18 protein-coding genes are annotated in these 25,375 nt (G+C 71.8%); 6 read left to right on the forward strand and 12 right to left on the reverse strand.

The features are described 5' to 3' along the window. Nucleotides 1-70: 70 nt before the first annotated feature. Both AB0D34_RS29300 and AB0D34_RS29305 read left to right on the forward strand, forming a co-directional pair. Nucleotides 71-1,546, forward strand: a complete 1,476-nt coding sequence (locus AB0D34_RS29300) for a PspC domain-containing protein (protein WP_362666602.1) — start codon at nt 71-73, stop codon at nt 1,544-1,546. Next, nucleotides 1,533-1,793 carry a hypothetical protein gene (locus AB0D34_RS29305; RefSeq protein ID WP_362666605.1) on the forward strand — a complete coding sequence of 87 codons (261 nt, stop codon included), beginning with the start codon at nt 1,533-1,535 and terminating at the stop codon, nt 1,791-1,793. Before AB0D34_RS29300 ends, AB0D34_RS29305 begins: the two co-directional genes overlap by 14 nt. Nucleotides 1,794-2,267: 474 nt before the next feature. Here AB0D34_RS29305 and AB0D34_RS29310 read toward each other — a convergent pair whose 3' ends face one another. Together AB0D34_RS29310 and AB0D34_RS29315 are read right to left on the reverse strand one after the other, a co-directional pair. Then, nucleotides 2,268-2,798: a DoxX family protein gene (locus AB0D34_RS29310; protein WP_362666608.1), complete on the reverse strand. Its 531-nt coding sequence runs from the start codon at nt 2,796-2,798 to the stop codon at nt 2,268-2,270. A gap of 116 nt (nt 2,799-2,914) precedes the next feature. Next, nucleotides 2,915-4,201 (reverse strand): hypothetical protein, encoded by a 1,287-nt coding sequence (locus AB0D34_RS29315; RefSeq protein WP_362666611.1) that lies wholly within the window; start codon nt 4,199-4,201, stop codon nt 2,915-2,917. 295 nt (nt 4,202-4,496) lie between these two features. Between AB0D34_RS29315 and AB0D34_RS29320 the strand changes: the two genes are divergently transcribed. Next, nucleotides 4,497-5,387 (forward strand): DUF4429 domain-containing protein, encoded by an 891-nt coding sequence (locus AB0D34_RS29320; protein ID WP_362666614.1) that lies wholly within the window; start codon nt 4,497-4,499, stop codon nt 5,385-5,387. 18 nt (nt 5,388-5,405) lie between these two features. Here the strand turns inward: AB0D34_RS29320 and AB0D34_RS29325 are convergent, their stop codons facing one another. Continuing rightward, complete coding sequence (locus tag AB0D34_RS29325) at nt 5,406-6,212, reverse strand: class II aldolase/adducin family protein (protein WP_362666617.1); 807 nt, start codon at nt 6,210-6,212, stop codon at nt 5,406-5,408. Nucleotides 6,213-6,351: 139 nt separating this feature from the next. On the opposite strand from AB0D34_RS29325, the gene AB0D34_RS29330 reads away from it, so the two are divergent. Further along, complete coding sequence (locus AB0D34_RS29330) at nt 6,352-6,819, forward strand: pyridoxamine 5'-phosphate oxidase family protein (protein ID WP_362666619.1); 468 nt, start codon at nt 6,352-6,354, stop codon at nt 6,817-6,819. Between the two features lie 3 nt (nt 6,820-6,822). On the opposite strand, the gene guaA is transcribed toward AB0D34_RS29330, so the two are convergent. After that, the gene (gene guaA, locus AB0D34_RS29335; protein ID WP_362666622.1) at nt 6,823-8,400 is read right to left on the reverse strand and encodes a glutamine-hydrolyzing GMP synthase; all 1,578 of its coding nucleotides are present in this window, start codon (nt 8,398-8,400) and stop codon (nt 6,823-6,825) included. A 316-nt stretch (nt 8,401-8,716) separates the two neighbouring features. Here guaA and AB0D34_RS29340 point away from each other — a divergent pair, with 316 nt between their 5' ends. After that, nucleotides 8,717-8,971 (forward strand): chorismate mutase, encoded by a 255-nt coding sequence (locus AB0D34_RS29340; RefSeq protein ID WP_362666626.1) that lies wholly within the window; start codon nt 8,717-8,719, stop codon nt 8,969-8,971. Nucleotides 8,972-9,601: 630 nt separating this feature from the next. Here the strand turns inward: AB0D34_RS29340 and AB0D34_RS29345 are convergent. After that, nucleotides 9,602-10,741, reverse strand: a complete 1,140-nt coding sequence (locus AB0D34_RS29345; RefSeq protein ID WP_362666628.1) for a hypothetical protein — start codon at nt 10,739-10,741, stop codon at nt 9,602-9,604. A 132-nt stretch (nt 10,742-10,873) separates the two neighbouring features. Between AB0D34_RS29345 and AB0D34_RS29350 the strand changes: the two genes are divergently transcribed. Next, a complete protein-coding gene (locus AB0D34_RS29350; protein ID WP_362666630.1) occupies nt 10,874-11,899 on the forward strand; it encodes an LPXTG cell wall anchor domain-containing protein in 1,026 nt (341 codons plus the stop codon). A gap of 138 nt (nt 11,900-12,037) precedes the next feature. Here AB0D34_RS29350 and AB0D34_RS29355 read toward each other — a convergent pair whose 3' ends face one another. The 7 genes from AB0D34_RS29355 to AB0D34_RS29385 all read right to left on the reverse strand — a co-directional run bounded on the left by AB0D34_RS29355 (nt 12,038) and on the right by AB0D34_RS29385 (nt 25,326). Beyond that, nucleotides 12,038-13,816, reverse strand: a complete 1,779-nt coding sequence (locus tag AB0D34_RS29355; RefSeq protein ID WP_362666633.1) for a GMC family oxidoreductase — start codon at nt 13,814-13,816, stop codon at nt 12,038-12,040. Nucleotides 13,817-13,859: 43 nt separating this feature from the next. Beyond that, nucleotides 13,860-15,473, reverse strand: coding sequence for a succinic semialdehyde dehydrogenase (locus tag AB0D34_RS29360; protein ID WP_362666635.1), 1,614 nt, complete (start codon nt 15,471-15,473; stop codon nt 13,860-13,862). Between the two features lie 126 nt (nt 15,474-15,599). Then, a complete protein-coding gene (locus AB0D34_RS29365) occupies nt 15,600-16,544 on the reverse strand; it encodes a serine/threonine-protein kinase (RefSeq protein ID WP_362666638.1) in 945 nt (314 codons plus the stop codon). A 113-nt stretch (nt 16,545-16,657) separates the two neighbouring features. After that, a complete protein-coding gene (locus AB0D34_RS29370; protein WP_362666641.1) occupies nt 16,658-18,241 on the reverse strand; it encodes a serine/threonine-protein kinase in 1,584 nt (527 codons plus the stop codon). Between the two features lie 75 nt (nt 18,242-18,316). Then, on the reverse strand, nt 18,317-19,924 hold the full coding sequence (locus tag AB0D34_RS29375) for a protein kinase (RefSeq protein ID WP_362666644.1): 1,608 nt from the start codon (nt 19,922-19,924) through the stop codon (nt 18,317-18,319). 436 nt (nt 19,925-20,360) lie between these two features. Then, nucleotides 20,361-22,142: a protein kinase gene (locus AB0D34_RS29380; RefSeq protein WP_362666646.1), complete on the reverse strand. Its 1,782-nt coding sequence runs from the start codon at nt 22,140-22,142 to the stop codon at nt 20,361-20,363. Nucleotides 22,143-22,293: 151 nt separating this feature from the next. Beyond that, nucleotides 22,294-25,326: a protein kinase gene (locus AB0D34_RS29385; RefSeq protein WP_362666648.1), complete on the reverse strand. Its 3,033-nt coding sequence runs from the start codon at nt 25,324-25,326 to the stop codon at nt 22,294-22,296. Nucleotides 25,327-25,375 lie beyond the last annotated feature (49 nt).

Here is a 25,375-nt window from a genome sequence, read left to right on the forward strand (position 1 = left end):
GGCCGATATCAGGGTCCGGCCAGGGTCGTTCCGACTCCCGTCACGGCCTCGCGCCCGTCACCATGGACACATGACAGATCACCAGCACGCCACGGGCGCCGGATCCGGCGGAGGCCCGGACCCGAGCACCGGCCCCGGCGCGGGCGCTCCCGCCGACACCGGCGTGGACGCGCGTACGCACAGGCGGGCGGGCGCGCGGAAAGAAGGAGACACGACAGCAGGCACGACCACCGACACCCCCATACCTCAGGACACAGCACCCCCCGAGGACACGGCCCCCCTCCGCTTCCGCCGAGACCGCCCGCACAAGCTGCTCGCCGGCGTGTGCGCCGGGCTCGGGCGGCAGTGCGACATGGACCCGGTGATCTTCCGGATCACGCTGGCGGTGCTGTCGGCGACCGGCGGTATCGGCCTCATCTTCTACGGCTTCGCCTGGCTCCTCGTCCCGTACGAGGACGAGGACGAGAACGAGGTGCGCAAGCTGCTCACCGGCCGGGTCGACGGCCAGGCGCTGACCGGCGTGCTGTTCGCCCTGGTCGGCTGCGGAGTGTTCCTCACCATGCTGGGCAACACCGGCGTGGTGACCTTCGCGGTGGTCCTCTCCCTGCTCCTCGCGGGCGCCGGGTACTGGTCGCGCCACCGCGGCACCCCCGACCCCGCCCCGCTCTCCGCCCAGGCCGTGGCCGACGCCCCGCCGGAGGCCCAGGCCCCGCCGGTGCCCGCCGGTTATCCCTCCTGGTGGCGCGACCCCATCGTCAAGGACGGCACCCACGTCGGCGGCACCGGGTATCTGTGGGGTCCGAAGGACTCCCGCGACCGCGACATCGCGGCGGCCGTCAACATCGGCCGGGGGGTCTCCTGGAGCCGGCGCGAGGACATCCGCGCGGCCTACGCGGGCCGCCCCAAGCCGCCCGGCCCGCGCTGGATCGGCGGCTGGGTCTTCCTGCTGGCCCTGCTCGCGGGCGGCCTCGGCACGGGAGCGACCTGGGAGGACCACGCCCTCGGCACCAGCCTGCAGACCGGTCTGTCCTGCGCGTTGATCGTCCTGGGCCTGGGCATAGCCATCAGCTCCTTCCTGGGCCGTACGGGAGCGGGCTCGATCTTCCTGGCGATCGTCACGGCAGGCCTGCTGGCCGCCTCCGCCGCCCTGCCGAAGGACATCACCACCCACTGGGTCCGCACGAACTGGACACCGGCGGCGGTGAAGGACATCCGCCCGGAGTACGAACTCGGCACCGGCGTGGGCACCTTGGACCTGACCCGCCTCGACTTCGCCGAGGGCCGGACGGTGACGTCCCAGGCGGACGTGGGAGTGGGCCGACTGGTGGTGATCGTGCCGCCGGACGTGACCGTGAAGGCGACCATCGACGTGGGCGTGGGCGACATCCAGTTGCCGGGCGACGAGCAGGAGGACGTGGACGTGGAACCCGGCAAGCACAAGGAGGTCACCCTGGCACCGGCCTCGGGCGTCAACAGCACCGCCACACTCGACCTCGATCTGCGGGTGGGCATCGGTCAGGCGGAGGTGAGCCGTGCTGCGTCATGAGTTCGGGCCGGGGAAGCTGGTTGCCGGCTTCTTCCTCACCGTCGCGGGTATCACCTACGCCGGAGACGCGGGCGACGCCTGGGACACCCCGTGGTTCGCGGTGATCCCCGTGGTCGTGGGCGGCCTCTGCCTGGCGGGCGCGGTGGGCCTGCTGACCCGGGCGATACGCAGCCGAAGGGACCGCCGCCGCGCGACACCCGCCCCGGCCGAGGTCGACGAGGGAGCGCCACCGCCGGTGCCTCGCTGAGAGCACAGCCCACCTTCGACGCGGGCGCGTTCCTCTCGGCCCTGCCCACGAGCGCCGAGCCCGAAGGCAGCAGCAGCGGAGGGCCGCCGGGCGGGTGCGCTGGTGGGAGAGCGGGCGGGCGGGCGGGAGACCGCCGGTGGCGGGTTGGCAGCCGGTCGGTGAACACCTGCGCTGGACTGAGCGCCGAAGCCACAACGCCCGCACACCGCTGAAGGCACAGCCAGCCACGGCACCTACCCGGAACGGAGACCACCCGGAGCACGCCTCCCAGTCCCCGCCACGCGTAGTGGACCTGACCGTGCGGCCCCTCGACGAGATCGGCCCGCGCAGGGCAGTGCTCGCCGCGGACCGCGCGGACATGGTGCTTCCGTCGGGCGCGTGCCCACCCCCGGGCAGCTCCCTCAGCACAGGTCGCTCACCGCCGCTCCCGCGGTACAGGCGGCTCCCCGCCACCGGTAGCTCCGCCGACCGGAGCTACCGGTAACCTCCCGCCCGCTGCCTTCGTCGGACGCGCAAGGCGGCATCCACGGAGAACACGGAGGCGCCCGCGAGGACGAGGGGCAGCCAGGCCATCAGGTAGGCGAGATCGTTGCCGTAGTAGTAGGGATCGGAGGCCCAGCTCACCGTCAGCCACAGGCTGAGCGAGATCAGGGCGCCGCCGAGGGCGGCCAGGCGGGCGAGGATGCCAAGGAGGGTGCCGATGCCGACGGCGAGTTCACCGAAGGCGATGGCGTAGCCGAAGTTGACGGGGTTCTTCAGGGACAGGTCGACCAGTGCGGGGATGGCCGAGGAGTCCCGGACGCTGCGCATCATGTCGCCGATGGAGCCCGAGCCGGAGTCCTTCATGAAGGCGCTGTCGGTCAGCTTGTCCAGACCCGCGTAGATGAAGGTGACACCGAGGAAGAGGCGCAGCGGCAGCAGGGCGTACTTGCCGATCCTGTCCCGCCAGGACCGTTCCTCGTCGTCATAGGGGGCGTGCGTGTCCGTTCGAAAGCTGTGAGTCATCGCTCCGAGCCGCCTCTCACCAGCGTGCTGAGACCCCTCAGAAGACGATACGCACGAAGGGGCGGCGTTGCTCAACACGGTTCGGACGAGTTTCCGGGTGGGACGGGCCCCTCCCCTCAGTCCGTCACATCGATCGCATAGCGGTTGGTCTCGACCCCCGCGGCCGTCACCACCTGCACCTCGACCCGGCCCGGCTCCACATCCGCCGGCACCGGCACGGTCAGCACCTCGTCCGTGGGGTTGCTGAAGCCCCCGGTCACCGGCACCAGCGGCACATGTACGTTCACCGGCCCGATCCGCACCACCATCCGGGACAGCCGGTCCGCCCGCTGCGCCCCGGGCGGCACGAACCCGGCACCGCGGATCTCGATGTCGTCACCGGTACGGATCGGCCCGTCCAGGTCACCCGCCTCGCGCGAGCGCACCACGGAAAGGATCACCGGCCGCCCGCCCTCCGCGTACTTCCCGGCGACGTAGGTCGCCGCGGACACCAGCACCACCACCGCCAGCCCCCAGGGCAGGTCCGGCAACTGGTCCGGCCGCCGGGCCAGCCGTACAGCGGCGAACAGCAGGGCGACCGCGCCGATCACGACGTACTGGATGTCGGCGAAGTTCCCCCGGCCGGAGTCGTCGGTCAGCAGGTCGGCGGCGCGCGGCCGGTCCGCCCGTACCTTCTGCAGCCGCTGTCCCAGCACCCGCAGTCCGACCACCCGCCGTACCAGTACGGCGATCCCGCACACCACGGCGAGCACGGTCACCACACCCGCGCCCCGGGCCAGGTCGAGGCCGGAGATCAGAGCGTCCCGCTCCGCACCGTCGGAGGCCGCGGCGAGCCGTCCCACCAGCACCAGCACCGCGTAGGCGACGAACAGCACCCACGCCACCGCGACGACCCTGGAGGTCGACAGCCGGTTGTCCTCGCCGATCACAGGCGCGAGCACGCCACCCCGGGCCCGGTGGAACCAGGACGCGGCGGTCAGCGAACCCCCCACCACCAGCGCCGCCAGCAGTCCGGCCGTACGCGCCGCGGTCCACCCCGCGCCGATCGCCGTCAGCGCCTGGACGAGCAGCAGTGTCACCACGGCGGCCCACACCGCGTAGGCGGTACGGCGCCACAGCCGTGCGAGCCAGGCGGCGCCCTCGGCGCGCCCCCGTTCGGCGACGGCCTCCGCGGACTGGGTCAGTTCCTCCGAGACCCACTGCCGGGAGGCCGACGCGGAGTGCGCCACCGCCGCGGGCAGCCCCTGCCCGGCCGCGAACTCGTCCCGCTTCAGGAGGAACGCGGCCACCGCACGGCGATGCCCGGCCCGCGCCCCGTGCGGACAGTCCCCACAGGTGCAGCCGCCCTCGTGCCCACGCCCGGACGCACCCCCGTCCGTGCCTCTCGCTTCCTGCACCGCCACGCCCGACGCCCGCCTTCCCACGACCCTCGTGAACCTCTGGCCCCACATGACCTCACGGCCTGTCCGCCCGCACAACCCGGAAGCCCTCAGGGCCCTCCGGACTCAAGCCCCGCACCGCCCGCGGCCCTTGTGGATTCCGGCCGCGATCCCGTGCACAGCACCGAACAACTCGCCGGTGACGACAGCGAATTGTGCCCTACGACACACCGCCCCCGTCCGGCAGGTGGGGTCAGCGCAAGTGAAGGGACGGGTGAAGCGGGGCCTGCCGTGTTGACCGGGCTGCGAGAATTTCCGTATGGCCGAGATCATCCAGCGTGACGGGACCTGGGCCTTCGACGGCACAACGGTCAGGATCACGCCCGGACTCCACCGCTCCGTGCCGCTGTTCCGGCAGACGTACGGCGAGATCGCGGTGCCCCTGGAGGCGATTTCGGGTGTGGCGTTCGAGCCGGAGCGCAAGCGCGGCCGGCTCAGGATGCGGCTGCGCGAGGGCGCGGACCCGTTGTTGCACGCGACCGGCGGCCGGCTGCCGGACCCGGCCGACCCGTACCGGCTGACCGTGGACGTCGACCGGGCGGGGGTCGCCGAGTACGTGGCCGAGGAGATCCGGCGCTCCCTCCTCCTCGACCAGATCCCCAAGGAGCCGACCAAGACCTATCTGCTGCCGGGTCCACCGGTCCCGGTCTCGGTGCGCTCCTCCGACGGGACGGTCTCCTTCGACGGCACCCGGGTCCGTATCGACTGGGCCGACACCTCCGACCGCGTCAAGCGCGCGACCGGCCCGCGGATCATCAACGTGGGCGACCTCGTCCAGGTCGAGTGGCTGCCCAACTCCGGTTACGAGGACGGGTTCATGCGGTTCGTGACCCGCGAGACCTCGTTCTCGAAGCTGCCGCCCGAGAAGGACCCGTACGCCCTCGACCTGTGGGGCAGCACCCGCCGCGACCTGCTCACGGCGCTCGTCGCGACGGCGGTGACGGCCCGGCTGCCGCACCCGTCCACCCGCGAGGGCCTGGAGTACGAGCAGGAACGCCCCCGTCTCACGTCGGCCTCGGTACCGCCGGCCGCCGACCATCACGACGTACTCCTGCGCAGGCTGCGGGAGTTGGGCGAACTGCACCGCGAAGGCGTGCTCACGGACGAGGAGTTCGCGATGACGAAGGCGGCCGTGCTCCGGGGGTTCTGAAACCCCCGGAGGCCCGTGTCACGACAGCAGATCCGGTTCGCTGCGGCTGATGTCCTGCCACAGCGGCTGGTAGTTGATCCATGCCACCAGGTCCCCGCCCAGCTGCTCCCGCGTGGCCACCACCGCCCGGTGATCGATGAGCACCGGCCTCCCGGCGGCCCGGGCCAGCAGCTGCACCTGGCTGGAGCGTTCCATCGACAAGAACCACCAGGCCGCCGCGTCCACCGAGTCCCCGACGGTCAGCAGCCCGTGGTTGCGCAGCACCAGCGCCTTGCGGGAGCCGAGCGCGTCGGCGATCCGGCGGCCCTCCTCGGCGTCGACGGCGACCCCGGTGTAGGCGTCGTAGAGGGCGTGGTCCTCGTAGAAGGCGCAGCTCTCCTGGGTGAGGGGGTCGAGGAGTTCGCCGAGCGCGGCCAGCGCCCGGCCGTGCACGGAGTGGCAGTGGGCGACGGCGACGACGTCCGGGCGGGCGGCGTGCACCTGGGAGTGCACGGTGAACGCCGCCTGGTTGACGTGGTAACGGCCGTCGAGGACCTGCCCGTCGGAGTTGGCGAGCACCAGGTCGCTCACGGTGACGTGCTTGAACGGCATGCCGAAGGGGTTGACCCAGAAGCAGTCGGTGAACTCCGGGTCGCGCGCGGTGATGTGTCCGGAGACCCCGTCCTCGAAGCCGAGCCGCCCGAAGATCCGCAGCGCGCCGGCGAGCCGCTCCTTGCGGTGCCGGCGTTCCTCCTCGACGGAGTCGTGCATCGGCGGCATCGCGAACTGGAGCTTCTCGGTGGGCACCGGCATCGGCGGAGTGGGTCCGAGGGGTGTCCCGTGCATGTGTTCCTCCAGCACTGGGTTGCTTACGAGGCGGAAGTTACCGTCGGTCCGCGCAGGAGAACAGGGGTGGTTTGTAAAGATGGCGCACACGATGGATACCTGACAGAAGACGTCGGGTATCGACGGAAGACTGCGCGGTATGAACTGGGCAGACTTCTCCTCCGCGGAATCCGACCTCGCCAGAACAGTCGAGGAGCGCTTCGGCGCCTTCACCCATCACATCCTCGCGACCCTCCGCAAGGACGGCTCCCCGCGCACCTGCGGCCTGGAGGTCCGCTTCCTGAACGGTGAGCTCTGGCTCGGCATGATGCGGGACTCGCTCAAGGCCCTCGACCTGCGAAGGGACCCCCGTTTCGCGCTCCAGGCCAACCCCGGCGAGGGCCAGACCATGGGCGGCGGGGACGTCCGGATCAGCGGCCTCGCCAGAGAGGTCACCGACCCGGAGACCAAGGCCGCGTACGGCGAAGAGGTGGAACCGCCGGAGCCGTTCCACCTCTTCCGCACCGAGCTGACGGAGGTCGTGAGGACCTACGTCGAGGACGAGAAGTACCTGGTCCTCCAGATCTGGCAGCCCGGCCGACCCCTGCGCACGATCAAGCGCACCTAGGGCCTACTCCCACTCGATCGTCCCCGGCGGCTTCGACGTCACGTCGAGCACCACGCGGTTGACGTCGGCCACCTCGTTCGTGATCCGCGTCGAGATGCGAGCGAGGACGTCGTACGGCAGTCGCGACCAGTCGGCCGTCATGGCGTCCTCGGAGGAGACCGGACGCAGGACGATGGGGTGGCCGTAGGTGCGGCCGTCGCCCTGGACGCCTACCGAGCGGACGTCGGCGAGCAGGACGACCGGGCACTGCCAGATGTCCCGGTCGAGGCCGGCCGCGGTGAGCTCCTCGCGGGCGATGGCGTCGGCGTCGCGCAGCAGGTCCAGGCGCTCCTTGGTGACCTCGCCGACGATCCGGATGCCGAGGCCGGGTCCCGGGAAGGGCTGGCGCTGGACGATCTCGTCCGGGAGCCCCAGCTCCTGGCCGACCATCCTGACCTCGTCCTTGAACAGCTTGCGCAGCGGCTCGACCAGCTGGAACTCGAGGTCCTCGGGCAGGCCGCCCACGTTGTGGTGGGACTTGATGTTGGCGGTGCCGGTGCCGCCACCGGACTCGACCACGTCCGGGTAGAGGGTGCCCTGGACGAGGAACTCCACCGCCGGGCCCTCGTCCGCGATGATCTCCGCCTGGGCCTGCTCGAAGACCCGGATGAACTCGCGGCCGATGATCTTCCGCTTCTCCTCGGGGTCCGAGACGCCCTTCAGAGCCGTGAGGAACCGCTCCTCCGCGTCGACGACGACCAGCTTGACGCCGGTCGCGGCCACGAAGTCCTTCTCGACCTGCTCGGTCTCGCCCTTGCGCATCAGACCGTGGTCGACGTACACGCAGGTCAGCTGGTCGCCGATGGCCCGGGCGACCAGGGCCGCCGCCACCGCGGAGTCCACGCCGCCGGACAGACCGCAGATGGCGCGCTTGTCGCCGACCTGCTCCTGAATGAGAGCGACCTGCTCCTCGATGACGTTCCCCGTGGTCCACGAAGGCGTGAGCCCCGCACCCCGGTACAGGAAGTGCTCCAGGACCTGCTGACCGTGCGTGGAGTGCATGACCTCGGGGTGGTACTGGACGCCGTAGAGCTTCTTCTCGTCGTTCTCGAAGGCGGCGACCGGGACGACGTCCGTGGAGGCCGTGACGGAGAAGCCCTCTGGGGCGGCGGAGCAGGCGTCACCGTGGGACATCCACACGGACTGCTCGTCGGGGGTGCCCTCGAAGAGCGTCGAGCCGGACTTCGACACATGGAGCGGCGTACGGCCGTACTCACGCGCGCCGGTGTTGTCGACGGTGCCGCCGAGGGTGGTGGCCATCAGCTGGAAGCCGTAGCACATGCCGAAGACGGGGACGCCGGCCTCGAAGAGCTCGCGGTCCAGGCGCGGGGCGCCCTCCGCGTACACCGAGGAGGGACCGCCGGAGAGGATGATCGCCGCCGGGTTCTTGGCGAGCATCTCCGCGACCGGCATGGTGCTCGGCACGATCTCGCTGTAGACCCGGGCCTCGCGGACACGGCGGGCGATGAGCTGGGCGTACTGCGCACCGAAGTCGACGACCAGGACGGTGTCGGGGGCGGCGGCGGGGTTCGCTGATGACACGGGTTGCCTTCCGGCGGTGAGCGAGGTGTGTGTGAGGCCGAGTCTACCGGGAGCCGCGGGGCCGGTTCCGGGCCGCGCTCCGTCTCAGGATGCGAACCGGGTTGGTCCCTCCCACCGGGCCCGGCATACTGCTGCCATGCTCACGCAGACGACCTACCTGTTTACCTATGGCACCCGGCCCGCCGGCTGCCATGGTCGTGCTGCTTGAGCAACTGACAAGCGACTTCCCAGGCGCCCCGGGCCGACAAGGTCCGGGGCGCCTGGTGTTTTCCGGATCCTGTCGCTCCGGGGCATCGACCCCACGCAGGAGCCCTACGTGACCACCACACCGGAAGCCACCATCGCGGATGCCCGTGAGCGCATCGACGCGCTCGACGACCGGATCATCGGTCGGATCCAGGAACGGATGGCCGTCTCGGCCGTCGTCCAGCAGACCCGTATCGCCTCCGGCGGCCGGCGGGTCCACCTCGCCCGCGAGATGGAGATCCTCGGCCGCTACCGCGACGCCGTCGGCAAGCCCGGCACCACCCTCGCCATGACGTTGCTCGAACTGTGCAGGGGTCGCATCTGAGTTCGGGCCCGGACTCACCCGTACGGCGCGTGACCGCGGCGCGGGACGCTTCGTTGGTGGTGGTGTCCGTGCCAGCCAGGGGCGGGCCCGACAGAACCACGCGTGGCTCGCTGGAGCGATGAGGCGTACGGAACGTGCCGTGCGCCGTGGGACCTCGCTCCAGGAAGTGACCGGACGGCAGGGGACAGCAGCCCGGTCACCCAAGAGAACGGCCGGCTCCGGGGACGCCCGGAGCCGGCCGGCGGGACAAGAACGGTACAAGGCTGGGCCCAAACGGTTGCGGAGGCCGCCTCCATCCAGCACGATGCCTAGAAGCCCCCAAGTCCCGCCATGGACAACCGCATTCGCTTTGTGTCCTCGCACTGCCAGAGGTCCAGACCATCCGCGCGCCCCCTGTGCGCCGGGGCGCCGACCGAGGGTACGGCAGGTGGCAGGGGCGCACAGCAGGCGGCAAAGGCACGACAACGGCACAGAGAGCAAGCGGCGCAACCCCCCGGCGCCGCTCCCAGGCACCGGCGCTGCCCTGACGTCGGTGCTGACGAAGAAGGGCCCCGCGGCTCCGTCCCGCGGGGCCCTTCGCCTGTCCGATGCCGGGTGTCGGACCCCCTAGTCCGTAGGGCGACTGTCGGGTCAGACCCTGGTGACCGTTCCGCAGTCCTCGATGCGGCCGATGTCCTCGCTGCGGTCGTACGGGTCCCGCGTCGGGCCCGTCGACGGGCCGTCGGTGGGCTCGGACGAGGGGAACTCCGGGTGCAGGAAGCCGTCGTGGACATCGCAGGACGTGTTGCCGGCGCTCTCGTCGTAGCGCAGGACGGTGAGCCTTCCCGGGGTGACCTGGTACTTGGCCGGGTCGGGAAGCTCGACCTCGAGGACGCGGCGGACGATGGTGCGGGTCACCTCGGTGGTGCCGTCGGTGCGGACGACCGGGTAGACGAAGGTGTAGTCGGCGTGCACGGCCACGGAGGCGTGCTCGCCCGCCTTGAAGGTGATCCGGCCCCGGGTCTTGACGACGTCTCCGACCAGCCGGACCTCCTCGGGGTCGAAGCGGCTGAACATGAACAGGGGGTCGTGGTCCCTGTCCGGCTTGCGCAGGCCGGTCTTCAGCCGGTCGAGGACGTCGTCCTGTTTGGGGTCCAGCAGGGCGAGGGCGGCGGTGGGCTGCTCGCCCCGCAGCGTGGCCGGCTTCAGGTTGGACTCGATCAGCAGCTTTTTGGTCAGTTCCAGCGCCTGCCCGACCTTCGCCGCGGACTGCCCCCCGACGGCCTTCGCCTTCGGTATGACGATCCCGGCCGCGCCGTCGGCCCACCGCTTGGCCGGCGACCCGGCGAACGGGTCGTCCAGGGTGGGGATCTCGGAGGCCTCGGCGGAGGGCGCGGCGGTCGGAGCAGCCGTCTCGGCGGGCAGCGGGGAGGACGCGGCCTCGTCGGAGGTGCCCCCGCCGAAGAGGTCGCCCGGCACCAGGGACGGCTTCACCGCGACGACGGCGACGACGACCGCGACGGCGACACCGAGGACGCCCCACAGGCCGCGCCGGCTCTTCTTCTGCTGCCAGGCGGGGCCGGTGCGCCAGCCGTCCGGGAGCTCGCCGCGCGCTTCCTGCCGCCGCAGCCGCTCCGTCACCTCGCGGGCACGCGCCGACGGTTCCTTGGGGGCGGAGCCCCGGATGTCCCGTTCGGTGTCACGGGCGAACTGTTCCCAGACGTCATCCGGGATCTTGGGGTCTTCATCTGACACGTGGGTCAGTTCTAGGGCCTTGGAAAGCGTGTTCACAAGAAGAGCCTGTATGTGACTCAGCCCACATAAGTTTTCTGTGAATGCCCGCACAACCATTCACACCAGTCGCGGATCAAACCTCACGACTCAACGGACACACCCGCGTTTCACATACTCACCGAGGTCTTCATGAAGCTTCGCCGTGCACTTGCCGCCGCGGCCGCGACCGCCGCGATAGCGCCGCTCGCCCTGTTCGCCGCGCCGAGCGCGTTCGCGGACGACTCTCCCTCGCCGGCCGCGGCCGAGAGCACGCCCACCGAGGCGGCGAGCACTCCGGCGGACGCCGAGAGCACCCCGGCGGACGCGGGATCCACTCCGGCCGCCCCGGCGAGCACGCCCGCCGACAGCACCTCCTCCGCCAGCGCGTCCAGCTCGGCCACCACCAGCAGCAGCCCCACCACGAGCCCGTCCGGCTCGGCCGACGCCAGCCCCTCCCCGAGCGGGAGCAGCGACCCCATCGACGAGTGCACGGTCGACGAGGAAGGCGGCGGGATCTTCGAGGACAGCGAGGTGCTGCACAGCTCGCTGACCGGTCTGCCCGAGAGCATCGTGGCGGGCAGCGGCTGGACGAACTTCAAGTTCAACGTCAACAACTCCGGCGACGACACGATCAAGGACATCCAGCCCGTGGTCGCCCTCGGAGCGGTCGACTGGAACTTCGAAGAGGACTACAGCGACCTGGTCACCGTCCAGGTGAAGCAGGGCGGCTCCTGGGTCGACGTGGCCACGAACTTCGGCGACGGCGGCGCGTTCAACTCCTTCTCCCTCGACGGCGGCGACTCCGTCAGCTACCAGCTGCGCGTGAAGGTCGACCGTAAGGTCCCGAGCGCCATCGGCATCGCCATCGGTCTCGCCCAGTACTCGGACGACGAGGGCTGCTGGGTCGCCCAGGACGACAACTACGGCATCTACTACTTCGAGGTCCTGCCGGCCGGCTCCGACGCCGGCAAGCCGAACGACGCCAAGCCGCAGACCGGCGGCAAGAGCGCCATCTCCGACGTCAACGGCGTCGACGTGGACGGCACGCTCGCCGAGACCGGTTCCAGCTCGGCCCTGCCGGTCCTCGGCCTGGTCGGCGGTTTCGCCGTCGTCGCCGGCACCGGTGTGGTGTTCGCGGTCAAGCGCCGCAAGGGTGCGGCCGGCGCCCACGCCTGAGTCGTAGGGCCACGAAAGCCGTAAGTACGGCTTGAGGAAAGAACAGAGAAGGACCCGCACTCGGAGGGGGGTGCGGGTCCTTCTCTTTGGCGTCTTCGGGCTCTACGACTTCCTCGGGCTCTACGACTTCCTCGGGCTCTACGACTTCCTCGGCACCGTCGGCATCCCCAGGAACGGCAGCTTCAGCGCGCCGAAGGCCTCCGCCGGGACCGCCGGCGACTCGGGCTCGACGGCGCCGAGGCGGACGTAGGCCTCGCCCTGTGCCGGACGCGGGTCCTCCTCGCCCTTGTTGGGCCAGTACGACATCGCACGCTCGGCCTGGGCCGTGATCGTCAGAGAGGGGTTCACGCCGAGGTTGGCGGAGACCGCGGCGCCGTCGACGACCGAGATGCCGGGGTGGCCGTAGAGCCGGTGGTACGGGTCGATGACGCCGGTCTCGCGGGAGGAGCCGATGGGGCAGCCGCCGAGGAAGTGGGCGGTGAGCGGGGTGCCCATCAGCTCGCCGACGTTGGAGCCGGCGAAGCCGTTGATGTCGGCGGCAATCGCGGACGCGCCCTCCGAAGCGGCCCTGATCTGCTTGGGGTTGGGGGCGCCGTGGCCCTGGCGGGCGGTGAGCAGGCCCTTGCCGACGCCGTCCGGTTTCAGGTACGTCGTCAGGGAGTTGTCCAGCGACTGCATGACCAGGCCGATGATGGTCTTCTCCGACCAGCGGCGGTTGGACAGGGAGCGGACGACGAGCAGGGGGTGCCGGGCCGCGTTCCGCAGCCAGGCCAGTGCCCTCGACGAGCCCTCGGTGTACGGGACTTGCAGGATCGACAGTCCGCCCATCGAGTTGGAGCCCCTGCCGTAGCGGACCGGCTCGATGTGGGTGTTCTCGTCCGGGTGGATGGACGAGGTGATCGCGACGCCCTGCGTGAAGTCGACCTTCGGCGCTCCGGTCGCCTTGCGGTAGCGGCGGTTGTCGGTCTGGGCGCCGACCAGGGCCTCGGAGTTGGTGCGGGTGAGCTCGCCCAACCTCTCTGAGATGTACGGCAGTTGGCCGCCCGCCTTCATGCGGTGCAGCAGGGTCTGGGTGCCGTAGGTGCCGGCGGCGAGGACGACCTGGCGGGCCTTGAAGGTGCGGCCCTTCGCCTTGCGGCGGTCGTCGGTGGGGAGGGTCGCGATGGCGTAGCCGCCCTGGGAGTCGTCCGTGACCGACACGACGGTGGTCAGGGGGTGGACGACCGCGCCCGCCTTCTCGGCGAGGTACAGGTAGTTCTCGTTGAGGGTGTTCTTCGCGCCGTGCCGGCAGCCGGTCATGCACTCGCCGCACTCGGTACAGGCCTTGCGGGACGGGCCCGCGCCACCGAAGTAGGGGTCCGCGACCTGTTCGCCGGGGGCTGCTTTGCTCTTGCCCTCGGCGTCCTCGCCGTCGCCGAAGAAGACGCCGACCGGCGCCATGTGGAAGGTGTCGCCGACGCCCATCCGCTCGGCCGCGGCCTTCAGGTGGACGTCCGAGGGGGTCATCGTCGGGTTGAGCCGTACGCCGAGCATGCGCCGGGCCTGGTCGTAGTACGGCGTCAACTCCTCCTGCCAGTCGGTGATGTCACGCCACTGGGGGTCCTCGAAGAACGGCTTCGGGGGGACGTAGAGGGTGTTGGCGTAGTTGAGGGAGCCGCCACCGACGCCCGCCCCCGCGAGGACCATGACGTTGCCGAGGAGGTGGATGCGCTGGATGCCGAACATGCCGAGCTTCGGCGCCCAGAGGTAGTTCTTCAGGTCCCAGGAGTTCCTGGGGAGCGTCTCGCGGGTGAAGCGGCGGCCGGCTTCCAGGACACCTACGCGGTAGCCCTTCTCGGTGAGGCGAAGGGCGGTGACGCTGCCGCCGAAGCCGGAGCCGACGACGATGACGTCGTAGTCGTAGGTGTCCTGTGGCACGTGCTCTCCTCGTTGAGAACCTCGCTCGGAGCGGGTGTTGTCCCTACTTGAAGCGGAAGGCCTTCATCACCTTCAGGCTGCGGCTCATGAACTGCGCGTACTTCTCGTCGTCCATCCCCAGCGAGGGCGCCATCGGGAGCAGTCGCTGCTGGGCGACCGTCTGGGCCTCGGTGTACTTGAGGATGCCCTCGGAGCCGTGGCGGCGGCCGAGGCCGGAGTCCTTCATGCCGCCCATCGGGGACTGGACGCTGCCGTAGGCGGGGGCGTAGCCCTCGTTGATGTTGACCGTGCCGGTGCGGATGCGGGCGGCGACCTCGCGGCCGCGCTTGCCGTCCTTCGTCCACACCGAGGAGTTCAGGCCGTACGCCGTGGAGTTGGCCTCCGCGATCGCCTCGTCGTCGGTCTTGAAGCGGTAGACGGAGACGACCGGACCGAAGGTCTCCTCACCGCAGACCGCCATCGGTTCGGTGACGCCGTCGAGGATGGTCGGCTCGAAGAAGTAGGGGCCGATGTCCGGGCGGGCGACCCCGCCGGCGACGACCTTCGCCCCCTTGGCGACGGCCTCCTCGACATGCCGCTTGACGGTCTCCAGCTGCCGCTCCCCGACCAGCGAACCCATGTCGGCGCCGTAGGCGAGGGACCTGCCCAGCCGCATGGCCTTCGTACGGGCGGCGAAGCGCTCCAGGAAGGCGTCCGCGATCGACTCGTGGACGTACAACCGCTCGATGGATATGCACAGTTGGCCCGCCGAGGAGAAACAGGCGCGGACGGCACCGGCGGCGGCCTTCTCGATGTCTGCGTCCTCGAGGACCAGCATGGCGTTCTTGCCGCCGAGTTCGAGGGAGACGCCGACCAGACGGGCGGCGGCGCCCTGGGCGACCTCGCGGCCGGTGCGGGTGGAGCCGGTGAAGGAGACGTAGTCGGCGTGCCGGACGACCTCGGGGCCCACGACCGGGCCCTCGCCGAGGACGACCTGGAAGACGTCGGCGGGAAGACCGGCCTCGACGAGCAGGTCACGCGCCCACAGCGCGGTCAGGCAGGTCTCGGTGTCCGGCTTCATGACGACCGCGTTGCCCGCGACGAAGGCGGGGAGCGCGTCGCCGACGGACAGTTCGAGGGGGTAGTTCCAGGGCGCGATCTGGCCCACGACTCCCCGCGGGTGGCGCAGTTCGGTGACGCGCGTCAGGGTCGGCATGGCACCGGCGTGCCGCTTGGGTCTGAGGTAGGCGGGGGCCTTGCGGCCGTAGTGCCGGGCGGCCACGGCGACCGCCTGGACCTCCTCGTGGGCGTGCAGGCGGGCCTTGCCGGTCTCCAGCTGGATGAGGTCCAGGACCTCGGCCTGGCGCTCCAGGACCAGGTCGTGGAAGCGGAGCAGGACCGCCGCGCGCTGCCGTGCCGGGGTCTGCGCCCACACCGCCTGCGCCGCGCGGGCCGCCGTGTAGGCCTTCTCCACGTCCTCGGGCGTCGACTCCGGCAGGTCGGCCAGCTTCTCGCCGGTGAACGGCGTGTGGTTGGCGGTACGGCCGGACCCGGTCACCCCCTTGGTGAGCTGGGCCACCAGCTCCGGGGTCACCACGTCGGCTGCGGTACGGGCGCCCTCCGGGGCGGGGGCGAGGGGGTTCGTGCCGGTCTGGGCCGGGGCCTGCGCGTCCGTCATGAGCCGCAGGGTATTCGGGTGCGGGGGCTTTGGGTACCCGTCAGTAACGGGCGTTCACGGTGTACACACACCTTGCCAGTGATGACTGGCGGTGAATGTGCTGATCAGCGGGTTGGGCCGGGATGATCAGCCGCGTTCGGGTTTTTTCTGGAGGAGGAGACCGAGGGCGGACAGGGCGGTGAGCCGACGGGGTTCATGGGGCGCGGGGGCCGGGTCCGGGACCTCGGCCGGGGACGGCGCGGGCGTGGGTGCCGGGGTTTCCAGGGCCGCCGGTGGAGCGGGGGCTTCCGTGGCCCACTCCGGCAGGCCGGTCCCGGCGACCTCGGCCAGCACCTCGGCGGTCTCCTCCGCCGTCGGCCGTGCCTCCGGTTCGAGGGCGAGGAGCCGCTCCAGAAGCGCACCCAGGGGGCCGCTTCCCCTTGCCTCGCCGTCCGCCTCTGCTACAGCCGAGCGGAGCAGCGCTCCCAGCGACCACAGATCGGAGGCGGGACCCGCTCCCCGCCCCGAGACGCACTCCGGGGCGACGAAACCGAGGGAGGCTCCCCCGGCACCGCTCTGCCCGGCGGCGCCTATGCCGAAGTCGGTGACGACGACACGGCCGCTGCCCGCTTCGAGGAGGACGTTGGACGGCTTCACGTCACGGTGGACGATGCCGACGCGGTGGGCGGCGTGCAGCGCGCCGAGGACGGCGAGCGCGATGCGGGCGGCCTCGGCGGGCGGCAGTGGCCCGCGGGCGGCGAGGGCCGTGTGCAGGGACTGCCCCTCCACCAACTCCATGACGATCCAGGGCAGTTCGTCTTCGAGCAGTACGTCGTGAATGACGACCGCGGCCGGATGGTCGACGCGTGCGGCGGCCCGGGCCTCGTGCGGCAGCCGGTGCGCGGCCCGGCGCCGCTCCTCGTCCTGCGCGTCCCCGCTCAGGCGGGGCTCCTTGACGGCGACGTACCGCCCGTCCTGCTCGTCCAGGGCGCGCCACACGGTGCCGTTCGGCCCGGAGCCGATCCGCCCGGCGAGCCGGTAACGCCCACCGATCAGACGTTCGTCGTCCAGGCGTTCCCCGTCTTCGCTCATGGCACATGAGTACCGTGCGCACCACACCCTTGTCGAAGCGACCGGGTCAGAGCGTCATGCCGGGCTCCGAGCCGTCCTGCCGTTCGGCGAAGAGCTCGAAGCACCAGTGCCCGTCAGAGCTTGTCCACACCGAGGTTCGCGATCGCCGTCCTCGCGACCTCACGACCCCGCCCCGTGAAGTCCCCCTTGCCCGGATAGCTGACGGTGAGCTTGTACATGTCGCCGGTGGAGGTGCGGTAGTAGAAGATCTGGAGTTCGCGCGGGCGGGGGTGCTGGCTGTCGGTCGTGGTGTACGTGACGGTGTTCTTGGCGGCCTTGCCGCCCTGGTACGTCTGGTCCTCGGGCCGGGTCTTCGGGGCCTCCGGCATGCTGAGGTCGTAGTCGCCGTTCTGCTTGAACCGGCTGTCGTCGTCGTACATCTCGGCCGCCGCGGAGCCCGCGATGTTCTGGGCGGTGTCCTCGGCTTTGCGGTCCAGGCTCAGGCCGATCCATATGCTGCCGCTGTAGTCGGAGTACGTGATCCAGTGGTCCTTGTCGGTCTTGCGGTCGGGCGTGGTGGGCTGGTAGTCCCGCGGTACCGCCAGCGTCGCGGCCACGTCGTTGGTGTGCCTCTTCGTCCAGCCGTCCGGAAGAGGGCCCGCGAACGGATCGGCGATCACCAGGTACGCCGCCACCGCCGCAGCGACGACCGCCGCGCCGAGCGCCGGCCAGGCCTTGCGGCCCAGCCGGAGGCCGCGCCCGGCCGGGACCTCCACGGTCCGGGCGATCTCCGTGGGCTCCGGTGCGGGCGGGTTCGCGGTGGCCTCCAGGAGCGCCCTGACCTGCGCCGCGTTCGGTCGGTGCGCCGGGTCCTTCTGGAGGAGGCCGTTGATGGCGTCGGCGAGCGGGCCGTGCGCGGAGGCGGGCGGGGCGGGGGTGGCGTTGAGGACGGACTGAAGCGTGGCGGGGGTGTTGCTGCGGCGGAACGGGGAGACACCCTCCGTCGCCGCGTACAGGACCACGCCGAGGGACCAGAGGTCGGAGGCGGGGCCGGGGCGCTGCCCGAGCACCCGCTCCGGGGCGATGTACTCGGGCGAGCCGACGAACCCGCCGGTGTCGGTCAGGCTGGTCTCACCCTCGATCTGGGCGATGCCGAAGTCGGTGAGGACGACCCGGCCGTACCGGCCCAGCATCACGTTGTCCGGTTTCACATCCCTGTGCAGGACGCCGGCCGCGTGGGCGGCCTCCAGCGCACCGAGCACGTCGAGGCCGATTCTCGCCGCTTCCCTCGCCCCGAGAGTGCCCTCCTGCAACGCGTCGCCCAGCGAACGCCCCTGCACCAGCTCCATCACGATCCACGGCCGGCCGTCCACGACCGCCACGTCATGCACGTTCACGACGCAGGGGTGGTCCAGCCGGGCGGCCGCACGTGCCTCGCGGCGCATCCGTTCGAAGGCGTTGCCCCGTTCGCGTTCGGGAAGATGGTCCGGTACGCGGGGTTCCTTGACGGCCACCTCACGGTCCACCGTCTCGTCCTTGGCCCGCCACACCGTGCCCATGCCGCCGTGCCCGAGCTTGGCGAGCAGCCGATAACGGCCCGCGACGAGCCGCCCCACCCCGGGCTCGGCCGCCGGCTCGGGCCGAGGGGGTCTGGGAGGTTGCAGAACATAACTCGTCGTCTCGTCGGACTCGTGGCCGACTCCCCCGCTGTTGCTCATGGGTTCATCCATATCGCGCCGGACGCGCACGCATCCAGAGGGGACGCATTCCGGTCACACACCCGTGACGTATCCCTACGTCCCCGCGAACGTGTCGACCGCCACGTCGAAGTACTCCTTCGCCTCCCGCGCCTTCCCGACCGGCGCCGACACCCACACGTCGTAGAGCCGGCCGTTCTCCTCCCAGCACAGGTCGTAGGTGTGCCGGGCGCCCTCGGCCGTGCTGAAGCCGTCCCAGGTGAACTCCCAGGAGGCGGCGGGGAGTCCGCGGCGCGTGGTCGAGGCGACCCGGCCGTCGCGGTAACCGGGGTTGGACGCCGGGCCCTTGGCGGCCGCGCGCCGCATCACGCCCAGTGGACCGCCGGGTTCGGGATCGGTGACCTTGATGCCGAGCCGGAAGGTCTCCCCCGGCGACAGATAGAAGACCCGCTCCCCCTGCGGCTCCCGGGTGAACCCGTCCGGCACGGCGAGCGCGAAACCCGCGGGGTCCTGGGCGACGCGGTAGCCGGAAGGTGCGGTCACCGAGGGCGGCCCGGGAGAGGTGCCCTCGGGTGTCCCGGGCGCCGCCGACTCACCCGTGGCCCCTGACGTCCCGGTGGGTGTCGTCGGCGCCGAACTGCGCGTCGTCGTACGGCCGCCCCCGTCCCCCCGCTCCAGCAACAGAACCGCCGAGGTCCCCACGCCCGCCACCGCGGCAACCAGCAGCACCGCCATGAGCACACCCCGCCTGGACCGCGCCGGCGCCACGGACCCCCCGTTGCCCGACCGCTCCGGCCCCGGGGACCGCCGTAGCGGAAGATTGCGTTGGGTCGGCGTGTACGACCGCTCGGGCGCCCGGCGCGGCGGCGTACGTCCCGTCTCCCGGAACGCCCGCAGCATCCGCTCCGCCTCCACCGCGTCCAGCCGCCGCTCGGGGTCACGCTCCAACAGGCCCCGTACGACCGGAAGAAGCGGCGCGGCCTCGACGGGCGGCCGGATCTCGTCGATGACGACGGCGTGCAGGATGCCGCCCAACGAGTCCCGGCGGAACGGTGATTCACCACTGAGGGCCGTGCACAGCAGTGCACCCAGCGACCACAGGTCGGCCTCCGGGCCGGTCCTGACCCCGGACATCCGCTCCGGCGCGGTGTACTCGGGCGAGCCGACGAAGGACCCGGTCTCGGTGAGCGTGGTGGCGCCCGCGACCTGGGCGATACCGAAGTCGGTGAGGACGACCCTGCCGGTCTCGGCCTCGACGAGGACGTTGGCGGGCTTGATGTCCCGGTGCAACACCCCGGCCGCGTGCGCCGCGCGCAACGCGCCCAGCAGGTCGGCACCGATCCGGGCGGCCTCGGCGGCGCCGAACGGGCCGTGCGCGGAGATACGGTCGGCGAGGGAGCCGCCGTCGATCAACTCCATGACGATGTACGGCCGTTCGTCCTGCTCGACGACGTCGTGCACCACGATGATGTGCGGGTGGCGCAGCCGGGCCACCGCACCGGCCTCGCGGAGTGTGCGCTCGCGCTGCAACCGGGCGTCCTCGGCGGACAGCGTCTCGTCGAGGGGGATCTCCTTGACGGCGACCTGCCGGCCGAGCCGTTGGTCGGTCGCCCGCCACACCACGCCCATCCCGCCGCGCCCGATCCTCGCCTCCAGGCGATAACGGCCCGCGATCACACGGAAGGTGTCCCCCTCGGTCCCCATGCGCCCCATCATGCCGCAGCGGACGAACCCCCTCCGGGACGCTGACCGGCCAACTGTCCGACTCCGTGGGCTGCGACTGTCCGACTCCGCCAGCGGCGGCCGCCAACCCCACCCACAACGTCTGCTTGGCCCCGACGGCGACGACCGCCCCACTCCACCAACAGCGACCGCCGGGCTCAGCCAGCGGCGACTAGTCGGTCCCGTCAGTCGCGCCCAACTGGTCCAGGCAGCTGCGCCCGGCCATCCAGGTCAGGAGCGCCCGGCCGATTCCAGCCTCGACTGCCCCACTCCGCCCACGGCGACCAGCTGAACCCGCCGGCCGCGACCGGCCACCCAGGTCGACAACCTGTCCCCGATCGTCCGCCGACAGTCACCACCGGCCATCCCCGTCAGCGGCAACGACACCGGCCGAACACTCGACGGCCGCTCAACCCCGTCAGCCGCTCGGCTCGTTCCAGCTCTGGAGCACCGCGGCGAACTGCTTGCTGGTGGTCGGCCAGCTCTTCGCGGGCGACGACATGTAGATCGCGTACTCCACGCCGTCCCGGGACATGTACGTCTCCTCCACGGCCCGGCGCAGCCCTGGGAACTCCGTGTCCTTCGCCAGCGCCGTCCAGGTGTATTCCCACCGGGCGCCCGGCCGGTCCCGGTAGGTGTTCTCGACCATGCTCACCCGCTCGTAGTTCCTGAGCTTCTTGAGCTGCTGCTCCAGGTCGAGCTGGTGCTTGTACGGGTCGAGGAAGTCCGGCGAGGTGTCGACGGCGATCCGGATGAAGTGCTTGCCCTTGTCCGGCGAGTAGTCGATCTGGGTCAGACCGTTGGCGGGGGTCCCGAAGACCGAGCGGTCCCAGCCCTTGGGCAGATAGAGGCTGAAGCCCACAGGGTCGTTGTACGGGATCCAGCCGGCCGGAACACCTCCCGCACCCACCGTCGTCGGCGCGGCGCTGGGCGAGGCACTCGACGAGGCGGACGTACCACCCTTGTCCCGCCCCTCGTCCCACGTCTGCAGCGCGACCGCGGTCCCGGCACCCACGACCGCGGCGAGCGCGACGATCAGCGCGAGGGAACGCAGACGGCGCCGCCTGGGCGGGGCGGCGGGCACCGGCCCGGTGCCGGTGTGCGGCGAGGGACCGATGGTGATGGGACCGCTGCCCATGGGGTACGAGCTGCCGGGCCCCGAGGAGTACGGCGCGTTCGGCCCCGACGGATACCCGTACGGCGTACCCATGGCCGGGGTACCGGCGTGCGCTGTGCCCGTGGGCGGCGTGTGGAGCCCGCTGTGGGAGTCCGGCCCGCCGTTGGAGCCGTGGGAGCCCTCCGAGCCGTGGGATCCACTCTGTGCCCCTGGGACATAGCGGGAACCCACATGTTGCGTCGGCACATACGCCTGTGCCGCATTCGGCCGCCGCCCCTCCGCCGCCTCGGCGAGCATCTGCTCGGCCTCCGCCACCTCGGGCCGCACGGCGGGATCCTTGTGCAACAGCGCGGCGATGACGGGCCCGAGCGGTCCGGCGTTGCGCGGCTCGGCGGGTTCCTCGTCGACGACGGCCTGCATGGTGGTCAGCGGGGTCGTACGACGGAACGGCGACCGTCCCTCAACCGCCGTGTACAGCGTGGCGCCGAGCGCCCACAGGTCCGCCGACGGACCGGGATCGGCGCCGCGGACCCGCTCGGGGGCGAGGTAGTCGACCGAGCCGACGACCTCTCCGGTGCGGGTGATGGTGGTGTCGCCCTCGATCTGGGCGATACCGAAGTCGGTGAGCAGGACCCGGCCGTCCTGGGCGAGCAGGACGTTGCCGGGCTTGATGTCCCGGTGCAGCACCCCCGCGGAGTGCGCGGCGCGCAGGGCCCGCAGCACCCACAGCCCGATCCGGGCCGCCTCACGCGCCTCGATGCGGCCGTCCTCCTTGACGGCGTCGGCCAGCGAGCGGCCCTCGACCAGCTCCATCACGATCCACGGCCGGCCGTCGTGGTCGAGCACGTCGTGCACGGTGACGACGGCCGAGTGGTTGATCCGGGCGGCGGCGCGCGCCTCGGCGCGGGTCCGGGCCAGAAGCACGGCCTGATCGCTCTCGGAAACGTAGAGCGCGGCGGTCAACTCCTTTATCGCCACAGCCCGGTGCAGCACCTCATCGTGGGCACGCCAGACCCGGCCCATGCCGCCCTTGCCTATCGGGTCGGCGAGCCGGTAGCGCCCCGCCAGGAGCGTGCCCTGCATCTGATTCACGTTTCCCCGCAATGCTCTTGACCCAGTCAGACTAAGGACCGGCCCACGCCGAGGGGAACCAGGGGGGCGTCAAGGAAACCGCACTGTGACGGTTGTCGCTTCTGTGAAGGGAAGTGAACCTTCCCGCCACGGCCGACATCGGTCAGCCGGTGACCTGATAGGTGGCCGACGCCTGCTCGTACAGCCTGGTCACCTCGTCCCGCTCCGCCTCCGGCCCGCGCACCTGCAGCACGTGGTACTTCCCGCCGATCAGGATCGCGACATTGCGCACGTACAGCTCGCGCCCGTCGTCGCCGGTCCAGGTGAACTGCCCCTCGGCCATGCTCCTGGTGCCCACCTGGATCGACTTGAGCCCGGTGGCGGTGGCCCAGCTGGAGTCGCGGTACGGCTGCAGCTCGGGCTCCTTCTCCCGCTGGTACACCATCGGATCACCGCCGTTCGCGGCCGCGGTGTCCCGCCCCGGTACGACGATCAGCTCGAAGCTGCCCTGCGAGTACACCACCTGACCGCGACCGTTCCTGGGCGTGCGGTCCCACCCGTTGGCGACGGCGACCTTGAATCCCTCGGCGTCCGTGCGCAGGGTGAAACCGTCGGCGACCTCGGGCCCGGCGGTCTGGGTCTCGGCGGCACCGCTGGACCGCGACGCCTCGGGAGTGGTCTGTTCGGGCGTGGGCTCGGTGCCGGCCTCCGGCGACTGCGCGGGTCCTGCCTGGTTGGTGGCACCGGCCTGACTGGTCGCACCCGTCTCCTGGGTGGCGCCCTCGTCGTCGGAGCCCGCCTTCGGCATGAAGTACATGGCGTACGCGATCGCCCCGGCCATCACCAGCAGGATGAGCAGCAGCAGAGTACGGCCGAGGCGGCGCGGCGAAGGCGCCGCCTCCTCCCGGGCCCGCTTGTGCCGCCCGTGCGCACTGGTCGCGGGCAGCCCGGCCCGCCGCCTGCGCACCAACTCCCCGCGGCGCCGCACGATCGGCAGCCGGCTCGCGTTGACGGGCGGCGCGGCGACGACATGCGCGCCGGCCTCCGGCTCGGGCGCGGACCGCACCAGCGACCGCAGCCAGCCGCGCAGTTCCTCGAACTCCAGCCGCTCGGTGGGGTCCTGCCGCAGCAGCGACTCCACGACCGGCCTGAGCGACCCGCACTCCTCCGCGAAGGCGGGCGGCTCGGCACACACCAGCTGCACCAGCTCGGCCGTCGACTCCTCGGGGTAGGGCGCATGCCCCTGTACGGCCCTGAAGAGCAGCGCGCCGAGCGCCCACAGGTCGGTCGCGGGCCCGATGGGCGCGGCGAGCTGCCAGTTCTCGTGCACCGGCCCGGCCTGCTCCGGCGCCCACCGCTCGGTGACCGGCCCCACCACGGCCATCCGCGCCTGCCGGGCCCGCTCGGCGGCGAGCGCGGTGGCAGGCCCACGACGAGGAGCGCTGACAGGGGCGAGGTCGTCCCAGCGGGCGGGGGCCGGAGCGGGGGCGGGGGCACTCTGCCCTCCCTCGACGGCCGTGGTGCTCGCGTCCGAGACCCCACCGACCCCACCGCGCGGCGCGGCCCCGTGCCAGGAAGCGGGACGCGTCCCATAGGTATCGGCCATCCGCCCCGACGGCACGGTACCGGGCACATGCTCGACACCGCTGCCGGTCGGATACGGGGGTTGGGCCACGCCGCCGGCCGGGGGGTAGGGCCGGCCCGTGCCCTCGGGCGAGGGATACGGCGGCTCGCCCGCACCTCCGCCCGAAAGGTACGGCTGAGCCGCGCCGTTAGCCGGCGGGTACTGCCTGCCGTCGGTCTGTGCGGGCGGGGTGCCGTCGTATGGGCGGGCGGCGGTGTCGCTGTCCGGTGCGGGGCGGGCTCCGGGGAGGGCCGCCCGGCCGTTCTGCGCCTCCTGGACCCGGGCCGCCGCTCGCGCACCCGCGCGATACGCGGCGATCGCACCCGCCCGCGCCGCCCTGATGTCCGTACCCGTGTCCGCGTCCCGTCGGACGAGCGCCGCCGAGGACTCCGCCCCGTTCGTCTGTTCCACCCCGGCGCTGGGCAGCCCACGGGCTTCCCGCGCCTCGATCGCGGCCCGCCGCGCGGCCTCGGGATCGGTATCACCCCCGCCGATACCGACCGGACCTCCGGGACCGAGTCCCGCGCCCGCCCCAGCGCCTCGGGCCCCGCCGAGTCCGAAGGCCGCACCGGTCCCCCCGGACCCGAGAGCCGTACGACCGCCCCCCGCGCCCCCGATCCCGGGGCCACCGGCCCCGCCCACGCCACCGAACTCCCCGGCCGCACCCGAGGACCGCCCGGGCCCACCAGGTCCCCCGCGCCCGTCAACCCCGCCAACTCCACCGGGAGCACCGGCAGTTCGCCCGGACCCCCCGTACCCACCAGCCCCGCCAGACCCGTCGGCCGAACCCGAGGACGGCCCGGGACCCCCATAACCACCAGAGCCCCCGTACCCACCAGGCCCGCCAGACCCGTCGGCCGTACCCAAGGACTCGCGGGCCCCGGGTCCACCGGTCCCGCCGTCATCCGTCCCCGCACCGAACTCCCCGCCCCCGGCGCCCCATTCACCCGCCTCGGCCGGCACCGGGTCGTACCCGCACAGCGCCTCCTCGGCCGCACCGACCGCGAGGCCGGTCAGCATGACCCGGCCGTCGTCGCAGACGAGCACCGTGCGGGCGGTGATGTTGCGATGCACCCAGCCGTGGGCGTGCAGCACCCGCAGCGCCATCAGCACGTCGGAGGCGACCTCGGCGGCCCGGTACGGCGTCAACGGCTTCTCGGCGAGCAGAGCCATGAGCGGCCGCGCGGCCACCAGTTCGCTCACGATCCACAGCGAACCGCCCTCGGCGAACACGTCGAAGACCTGGTCGAGCCGCGGGTGGTCGGGTATCCGCGCGGCGGCCTGCGCGGCCTCGACGGCCCGCCGCACGGCAGGTTCCGTCGGCCGGCGCGTACCGCCCCGCCCTGAACTCCGCCGGGCGCCCCGGGGATCCCGGGCCGTGAACCCGTCCGGCAGCCCCTCCGCGTCGAGCACCTCCGCCTCGACGACCTCGGGCAACGGCACCTGCCTGACCAGGACTTCCTGCCCGCTGTAGGTGTCGAAGGCGCGGGTCTCGGTGAGTTCGTACTCGTCGGACGGAGGCAGCGGCAGGCGGTAGCGGTCGGCGAGCACCCGACCCGCGTAGTCGTCCACTTTGCCTCCCTCGGCCGCCCGGTTGGTCAATTCCGTTCGCCACACGGCC

This window comes from Streptomyces sp. NPDC048420 (assembly GCF_040651535.1).
GTDB lineage: Bacteria > Actinomycetota > Actinomycetes > Streptomycetales > Streptomycetaceae > Streptomyces.

Excerpts from the sequence above, each read along its gene's own strand:
- AB0D34_RS29360 (WP_362666635.1), bottom strand. The coding sequence starts at position 15,473 with ATGACGGACGCGCAGGCCCCGGCCCAGACCGGCACGAACCCCCTCGCC.
- AB0D34_RS29380 (WP_362666646.1), bottom strand. The coding sequence starts at position 22,142 with ATGCAGGGCACGCTCCTGGCGGGGCGCTACCGGCTCGCCGACCCGATA.
- AB0D34_RS29365 (WP_362666638.1), bottom strand. The coding sequence starts at position 16,544 with ATGAGCGAAGACGGGGAACGCCTGGACGACGAACGTCTGATCGGTGGG.
- AB0D34_RS29310 (WP_362666608.1), bottom strand. The coding sequence starts at position 2,798 with ATGACTCACAGCTTTCGAACGGACACGCACGCCCCCTATGACGACGAG.
- AB0D34_RS29330 (WP_362666619.1), top strand. The coding sequence starts at position 6,352 with ATGAACTGGGCAGACTTCTCCTCCGCGGAATCCGACCTCGCCAGAACA.
- AB0D34_RS29370 (WP_362666641.1), bottom strand. The coding sequence starts at position 18,241 with ATGAGCAACAGCGGGGGAGTCGGCCACGAGTCCGACGAGACGACGAGT.
- AB0D34_RS29320 (WP_362666614.1), top strand. The coding sequence starts at position 4,497 with ATGGCCGAGATCATCCAGCGTGACGGGACCTGGGCCTTCGACGGCACA.
- AB0D34_RS29300 (WP_362666602.1), top strand. The coding sequence starts at position 71 with ATGACAGATCACCAGCACGCCACGGGCGCCGGATCCGGCGGAGGCCCG.
- AB0D34_RS29375 (WP_362666644.1), bottom strand. The coding sequence starts at position 19,924 with ATGGGGACCGAGGGGGACACCTTCCGTGTGATCGCGGGCCGTTATCGC.
- AB0D34_RS29350 (WP_362666630.1), top strand. The coding sequence starts at position 10,874 with ATGAAGCTTCGCCGTGCACTTGCCGCCGCGGCCGCGACCGCCGCGATA.
- AB0D34_RS29325 (WP_362666617.1), bottom strand. The coding sequence starts at position 6,212 with ATGCACGGGACACCCCTCGGACCCACTCCGCCGATGCCGGTGCCCACC.